Origin of the sequence: Bacillus nitratireducens, from assembly GCF_036320425.1 — a bacterium.
GTDB classification, from domain to species: domain Bacteria; phylum Bacillota; class Bacilli; order Bacillales; family Bacillaceae_G; genus Bacillus_A; species Bacillus_A nitratireducens.
The window spans coordinates 47,876-54,750 of sequence record NZ_JAUMJO010000009.1 but is presented as its reverse complement, the minus strand read 5'-3'; the positions used below and the strand labels follow the sequence as shown (position 1 = coordinate 54,750).

6 protein-coding genes and 1 pseudogene are annotated in these 6,875 nt (G+C 35.7%); all 7 read left to right on the top strand.

Annotated features, from left to right (window positions below):
* Nucleotides 1–962: pseudogene (locus Q3V31_RS25715) on the top strand (pLS20_p028 family conjugation system transmembrane protein); the annotation flags it as partial.
* A gap of 47 nt (nucleotides 963–1,009) precedes the next feature.
* Nucleotides 1,010–1,297 (top strand): DUF5592 family protein, encoded by a 288-nt coding sequence (locus Q3V31_RS25710; protein ID WP_097904827.1) that lies wholly within the window; start codon nucleotides 1,010–1,012, stop codon nucleotides 1,295–1,297.
* A gap of 14 nt (nucleotides 1,298–1,311) precedes the next feature.
* The gene (locus tag Q3V31_RS25705) at nucleotides 1,312–2,124 is read left to right on the top strand and encodes a hypothetical protein (RefSeq protein ID WP_329767459.1); all 813 of its coding nucleotides are present in this window, start codon (nucleotides 1,312–1,314) and stop codon (nucleotides 2,122–2,124) included.
* Nucleotides 2,125–2,139: 15 nt separating this feature from the next.
* A complete protein-coding gene (locus Q3V31_RS25700; protein ID WP_329767458.1) occupies nucleotides 2,140–4,077 on the top strand; it encodes a VirB4 family type IV secretion system protein in 1,938 nt (645 codons plus the stop codon).
* 4 nt (nucleotides 4,078–4,081) lie between these two features.
* The gene (locus tag Q3V31_RS25695) at nucleotides 4,082–5,215 is read left to right on the top strand and encodes a bifunctional lytic transglycosylase/C40 family peptidase (RefSeq protein WP_329767457.1); all 1,134 of its coding nucleotides are present in this window, start codon (nucleotides 4,082–4,084) and stop codon (nucleotides 5,213–5,215) included.
* Between the two features lie 27 nt (nucleotides 5,216–5,242).
* Nucleotides 5,243–5,821 (top strand): MerR family transcriptional regulator, encoded by a 579-nt coding sequence (locus tag Q3V31_RS25690; protein WP_329767456.1) that lies wholly within the window; start codon nucleotides 5,243–5,245, stop codon nucleotides 5,819–5,821.
* 21 nt (nucleotides 5,822–5,842) lie between these two features.
* Nucleotides 5,843–6,739, top strand: coding sequence for a hypothetical protein (locus Q3V31_RS25685; RefSeq protein ID WP_329767455.1), 897 nt, complete (start codon nucleotides 5,843–5,845; stop codon nucleotides 6,737–6,739).
* Nucleotides 6,740–6,875: the final 136 nt, after the last annotated feature.

The window sequence follows — 6,875 nt, the reverse complement described above, 5'->3', positions numbered from 1 at the left end:
CAGTAAGACAAGGAGCAAGTGAAGGAGGTCAAACACCAGGAACAGTAAGACAAGGAACAAGTGAAGGAGGTCAAACACCAGGAGGAGTAAGACAAGGAGCAAATGAAGGAAGTCAAACACCAGGAAGAGTAAGACAAGGAGCAAATGAAGGAAGTCAAACACCAGGAACAGTAAGACAAGGAGCAAGTGAAGGAGGTCAAACACCAGGAACAGTAAGACAAGGAACAAGTGAAGGAGGTCAAACACCAGGAGGAGTAAGACAAGGAGCAAATGAAGGAAGTCAAACACCAAGTCCGGCACCAATGGAAACATCAAGACCAGTACCAAGTGGAAATAGCCCGGCACCAGTGGAAACACCAAGATCAGTACCAAGTGGAAGTAGCCCGGCACCAGTGGAAGCATCAAGGCCAGTAGCAAGCGGAAGTAGCCCGGGACCAATGGAAACATCAAGACCAGTATCAAGTGGAAGTAGCCCGGCACCAATGGGAACATCAAGACCAGTATCAAGTGGAAGTAGCCCGGAACCAGTGGAAACATCAAGACCAGTATCAAGTGGAAATATCCCGGAACCAGTAGAAACATCAAGACCAGTATCAAGTGGAAGTAACCCAACACCTGTGGAATCGCCAAGATCAGTGGCAAGCGGAAGTAGTGCGGCACCAGCCGATATCGTAACGGTGACACACAGTAGCCCAAGTGTTCCTTATGAAAGTGATAAAGAAGTGGCAGCAAGTAGTAGTCATGAAACACGTACATTAGGACAATATGCAACGGATACAGTTAAAAAGGGCTATAGCTCTACTACATCATCCGCTAAGCAAACAGTAAGAGGGGTTCAAGAACGAATCAATAATTCAGAAACGGTACGAAATACAAAGCGTTTTTATCAAATGGGTCAAAATACAGGTAAAAGTTGGAGAGATATAGTGAACAAAAATAAAAAGAATACAGATGAAAAATAAGCGTAACCGTACGCTTATTTTTTATTGTCGAAAAGGAGGGAATACCGATGAGAAGCTATCGGATTCCGAAGGAAATCAGTACAGAATTACGGATTAATAAAGTGCTATATCTAATAGATTTTTTCTTATTGATTGGTTTATTAGTTGTAACGATGATTCTAAGGAATTTTGTGCATGGCTCTTTACAACTCCCCTTCGTCATTTTCATGGCAGCTATTGCAATTATTATGATTTGGCGACCAAGTACGAATCCTCAAAAACGAATGTATGAAGTGTTGATTATTACATTGCTAAGAAGAAAAGGTGCATATTGTGCCATTGATAACGATCAATAAGGGAGGGATCACATATGGCGTTATTCAGCGAAAAAGATGTAAAAAAAGAAAAGCCACAACAAATAGAAAGACCGAAGAAAAAGGCATTTCGTTTTAACGAAAAAAATGTAAAGGAATCACTTTCTGAACCAAAAGAAATTGTTAAGGTGGTACCCGACGAAAAGAAAGAGGAAGAAAAAACAAAGGTAGAAAGAAAAGTAAAAAAACAGAAGAAAGAAAAGCCAAAGAAAGATGTTTTGAAAAAGAAAAATCCCAAACTTTTAGGCTTTTTATCTAGAAAAAAGAAAGAAGCACCACCAAAGGTAAAGAAAAGTATTGCGGAAATTATGCAAATCGTAGACATGACGGAGGATGGCATATTTGAACTGAAAAATGAGGAGTTTTTAGAAATCCTTCAAGTCGAAGGTGACGATATGTTCTCTAAGAATAGCGAAGAACAAGCATTTGTTATTTTCTCACATGCTTATTTTTATCAAGCCTACAAACAGTCCATTAAACTTGTTTTTTTAAACTTCCCATGTCAAACTACCGAACAACAAAGATATGTAGAGAAAAAAATTAAAGAATGTACCAGTCCTTTATATGAACGAATTTTAAACCAGAAGTTAAAAGAACTTCAATTCTTAGAATGGGGAAGAACAAATCGTGAAGCCTTCTTATTTATTTACGGAGAAAGTGAGTTAATTGTAAAAGAACGTGTGGATGCAGCCAAACGATATATTAAGCGTTCTACTGAACTATTAGAGGTAGATGAAGAGAAAAAGTTAGAACTTATGTTTAAATTGTTTAATCAAAATGCAAAATTGGGAACAAAAAATATATGGTAGTGAGGGGGAAACAACATGTTTGCGTTCAAAAGTAAAAAATCCAAAAAGGAAAAACAAAAAGAACTAAAAAAGAAAAAAGGTTACAATCCTTATTTAGTAGCTAGAGTCCAACCACAAGGGGGTGTAAGTTTTAAAGAAAGTTATGTGCAAACAGGTGATGGATTTGGTACTTGTATTCATGTGTTTGACTATCCAACAGAGGTAAATGATTTTTGGCTAGAGCAAATTATGAATATGCCAAATGTGATCACAACATTAGATGTAATGAGTGATGATCGAAAAGAAGTTGTTGAATCGATTAATAAATCCATGAGTGAACAAAGTGTTCGGCATGATACAGCAAAGGATAATATAGATCGGATTGATGCAAAAAATGAATTTTTAGAGCTGGAAGCTCTCTATACGGATTTGAAACAAGGTGAGGTCATGAAACGTATTCATATCCGTATCTATGTTTCCGCTAGAACATTAGATGAGCTAGAAAAACAAGTAAAAGAAATCATGGAAACATTAGAGTCTTATAACTTTCGAGGAGCTGTCTTTTTAAATGAACAAGAGTATGAATGGGATGCACTTGTAACGAGCTTTGATACACAAAAAAGCTATGTGAACCGAAGAAAAGGAAAAGAAATTCCGGCAGTCAGTTTGGCTGGTGGATGTCCATTTCACTATTCTTATTTGCACGATCCATACGGTACGTATTATGGAACAACGAAAACAAAAGGAAATGTTATTTTTGATATTTTTCATAAAGACAAACAAAGAAAGAGTTATAACGGTGTAATGGTTGGAAAGCCTGGTGCTGGAAAATCAACCTTACTCAAAAAGAAAGCCGTGGATTATGCAAGTAAAGGACATTTTATCCGTATTTTTGACATTGTAGGTGAATTTGAGGAAACAGTACGTGACTTGAATGGAAAAACAATTGCATTAGATGGATCACAAGGTCAAATTAACCCACTTCAAGTATATAAGACAGCAGAAAGTGAGGAAGTTAGTTTTATTCAGCATTTATCTAAAATGACAACTTTTTATCGCTTTATTGCACCAGAAGCAAAAGATGATGAAATTAAGGAATATGAAAATTTGCTTCGGAAATTATATATTCGTATGGAATTATGGAACGATAAAAAAGGAGCGACAAATGAAATTACAACAAGAAAACCAAAAGAATATCCTATTTTCTCTGACTTTTTAAGGTTTGTTCGTAAAGAGTTATATCATGATGTAGTAAGTAAAAAACATCATGAAAATTTAGGAGAAAGTAGAATCCATCGTTTAGAATTAATTGAATTAAATCTTATGAATCTAGTAGAAGTGTATGCACAATTATTCGATGGGCATTCTACAGTTGAAGATTTCAAGAAAGAACAAGTTGTATCTTTTTCCTTACGGAATATATCCAGTTCTAAAGCAGAAGTGTTTCAAGCACAAATCTTTAATGTGTTAAATCTCCTATGGGATGAAATGATATCAAATGGTGCTCCTCAATTAAAAGCCTTTAACAAAAAGCAAATTGCTTTTGAAGATGTTGTACGATACTTCATTATTATCGATGAGGCACATCATATAATTAACACACGAAAAGAAAGTGCTCACGCTTTACAATTTTTAATTAAATTTAGCCGAGAAGACCGAAAATATTTTGCAGGGCTTTTATATGCAAGTCATACGATTCGAGATTTTGTACCGGAAGGATCTTCACAGGAAATGATTGATGAAATTAAAAAACTCTTTGAACTTACACAGTACAAATTTATTATGCAGCAAGATAATAATAGTTTAGATATGTTACGAAAAGTATTTGCAGGACAGTTAAGTGAAAGCGAAATTGCAGCGATTCCACATTTGCCAACAGGGGATGTCATTTTAAGTATCGGGGCTGTAAAAAACATTCACTTTCATGTAGAAGTAACAGACGAAGAATTAATGTTATTCGGGGGAGGTGCTTAATACCATGCATCTTGTTTTAAAGATCATACCAAAGAAATGGCTCATCACTTTAGCGTTACTTGTGATGGGTCTTTTTTCTTTTCTTTTACTTGGAATCGTTAGTATTTTCATTGCAGCAATGGGAAGTGATAGTGGAACAGGAACAGACACGGGTGACATTACGTATACAGGTGAAGGGCAAGTAATGAATGTTTCGCCTGATGTTTTGAAATGGGAACCTACGATTCGGAAGCATGCGAAAGACTTTGGCGTGGAACCTTTTGTCGCTTTAATGCTTGCGCAAATGATGCAGGAGAGCGGAGGACGTGGCAGTGATCCGATGCAGAGTTCTGAAGGGGCATTTAATACGAAATATTGTAAAAAACCAAATTGTATTACAGATCCCGACTATTCCATTTGGGCCGGTGTACAGGAGTTTAAGCATGCGATAGAACGAGCTGGTGTAACTGGGCCTGGTGATATGGATCATATAAAAACAGCTTTACAAGCCTATAATTTTGGTACTGGTTTTTTTGATTTTATTTTTTCAAATGGCGGTAAATATACAAAGGAATTAGCTATAAAATTTTCACAGGAGCAATACAAAAAAGTAGCTCACACTGGTATGTATCATTGCCTTAGACCAGAGGCTGTACCGTATCAAGCGTGTTACGGGGATTTCTTGTACGTTGATGCCGTTTTGAAATATTATCAGCCAGGTTCTGTCGTTTCTAGTGGTGGAGGAAATCCAGGAAGTGGTGGAAGTAGCGGTGTAAAAGTTGTAGATGTTGGGCGACCATTGATAGGAAAAAGTACGTATGTTTTCGGTGGAGGACGAAAGCAAAGTGAAATTGATAGGAATATATTTGATTGTTCTAGTTTTGTACATTGGGCATTTAAGCAAGTAGGAAGAGAGTTAGGACCTGTAACGGATGTTAATACAGAATCATTGAACAAAATTGGTCAAAAGATATCGCCAAATGATATGAAGGCTGGTGATGTAATATTCTTTGATACTTATAAAAAAGATGGGCATGTTGGTTTGGTTATCGATAAGGATCATTTCATTGGTTGCCAAACAAATAAAGGAGTAGCTATCGAAGATTTAAATAATCCGTATTGGAAAAAAGTATTTACTGGTCATGTAAGAAGGTTCTAAAAATCAAAAGAATAGGAGACTGAATGAATGAAAGATAAACGAAAATCTTTGTTTATTGTGTTTGTCATTTTAGTTATAGGTGTGACAGCTTTTAATATCTACTTGAGCAAAAAATCAATGAGTGATGGCAAAGAAAAACAGTTAAAACTTTCAAATGAATTACTAACAAAACAAAATGAAGACTTAAAAAAACGACTGGATAAGGTGCTTCCATCCGCACAAGAACAACAGAGAAGAGCGTATTTATCGACGGCCGAAATGTTTATTCAATTATCCTTTCATCGAGAAAAAGAAGGCTATAATGAGCGAAAAGAAAAAGCAAAATCCATTATGAGTGAAGAACTTTTACAACAATTCTATCCCACTGACAAATACGAGTTAGGAGATACCTATAAAACGAAACCAATAGAAATGAAGTTTTATTTACAAGAAAATGAACCAGATAAAGAGGAGGTAAATGTGTTAGCTGAATTTATAAATGTCACGACAGATTCAACGCAAAACCGAGAAGAAAAAGTAAACAATGTGTTGCGAATCATCATAAAAAAAGAAAAGGAAACATGGCGAGTGACAAGTGTGGAAGAGTTAAATATGAAAGTATTATAACAAAAAAAGTGGGGTGAGAGTGTGATAGGTGCAATCAGTAGGAAGAGTGAAAGAATTAATTTGAGAAGAAATAAGTCGTGGATCTACCTAGCAATTATCAGCTTTCTATTTTTAGGTTTTTTCGCTTTTTTGACGTCTAAAATTTACATGCCAAACGATGAGAAACTATTCCATACGGAAACAAATAAAGTAGTCAAATTATCGGGAATGGGAAAATTGATTGTAGAACAAAGGGAATACAATCCACACAAAAACTTTATACAAATTCGTTTTCGGATAGAAGGATATGAGGAAACAGGATTTACATTTAAAGCACAAGAAAAAACAAGGTCTGGTGTTCAATTACCTGTCAAAGTGTTGTATGAAGAGAACGGAAATTATGTGGTAGAAGTAACAGAGTTATCTCCGAATTGGGGAGCGTTAGCTTTCGATATTTACAATAAAAACGGTGAAAAAGAACAGATGGATATTCGTAAATTCACGCAAGATGTTAACGAATATGAAGAAGAAAATGCAGCAACAAAGAGTCCGAATAAACTTGTTCAGTCAATTTTTACCGATCAAAGAAAAACAAAAGTAAATGGTGAATTGTTAGCTGAAGACAAAAAAACATATGAGCTAGATTTTATAGAGAGAGACAAAAAAGATATTGAAACAAAGATCAAAAATTATGGGAAAGCAATCAAACTGGAAGAAGAAAATGCGAAGACAGTTTATGAAAAAGTAAAAGAACTACAAGATGAAATGAAGTACCAAACAGATGCGGAAAAAACGGAAACGCAATCGAAAATAGCATCCTTAGAATCTAAAATAAAATCATCAGAAAAGAACGTGGAATTATTTAAAGGGGAACAAAAAATTGCACGAGATAAGATCCTAAAATTAGAGCAAAAGGCACAAGAAATTAATAAAAACTGAAAAAAGTCATGTCGTGAGTGAGTCTACATCAAGGGATTTCGTGTCGTGAGTGAGTCCACATCACGAAAAAATGAGTCGTGAGTGAGTCTACATCAGAAGATTTTGTGTCGTGAGTGAGTCTACACCTAGAAGGTTT

Excerpts from the sequence above, each read along its gene's own strand:
- Q3V31_RS25710 (WP_097904827.1), top strand. The coding sequence starts at position 1,010 with ATGAGAAGCTATCGGATTCCGAAGGAAATCAGTACAGAATTACGGATT.
- Q3V31_RS25705 (WP_329767459.1), top strand. The coding sequence starts at position 1,312 with ATGGCGTTATTCAGCGAAAAAGATGTAAAAAAAGAAAAGCCACAACAA.
- Q3V31_RS25700 (WP_329767458.1), top strand. The coding sequence starts at position 2,140 with ATGTTTGCGTTCAAAAGTAAAAAATCCAAAAAGGAAAAACAAAAAGAA.
- Q3V31_RS25695 (WP_329767457.1), top strand. The coding sequence starts at position 4,082 with ATGCATCTTGTTTTAAAGATCATACCAAAGAAATGGCTCATCACTTTA.
- Q3V31_RS25690 (WP_329767456.1), top strand. The coding sequence starts at position 5,243 with ATGAAAGATAAACGAAAATCTTTGTTTATTGTGTTTGTCATTTTAGTT.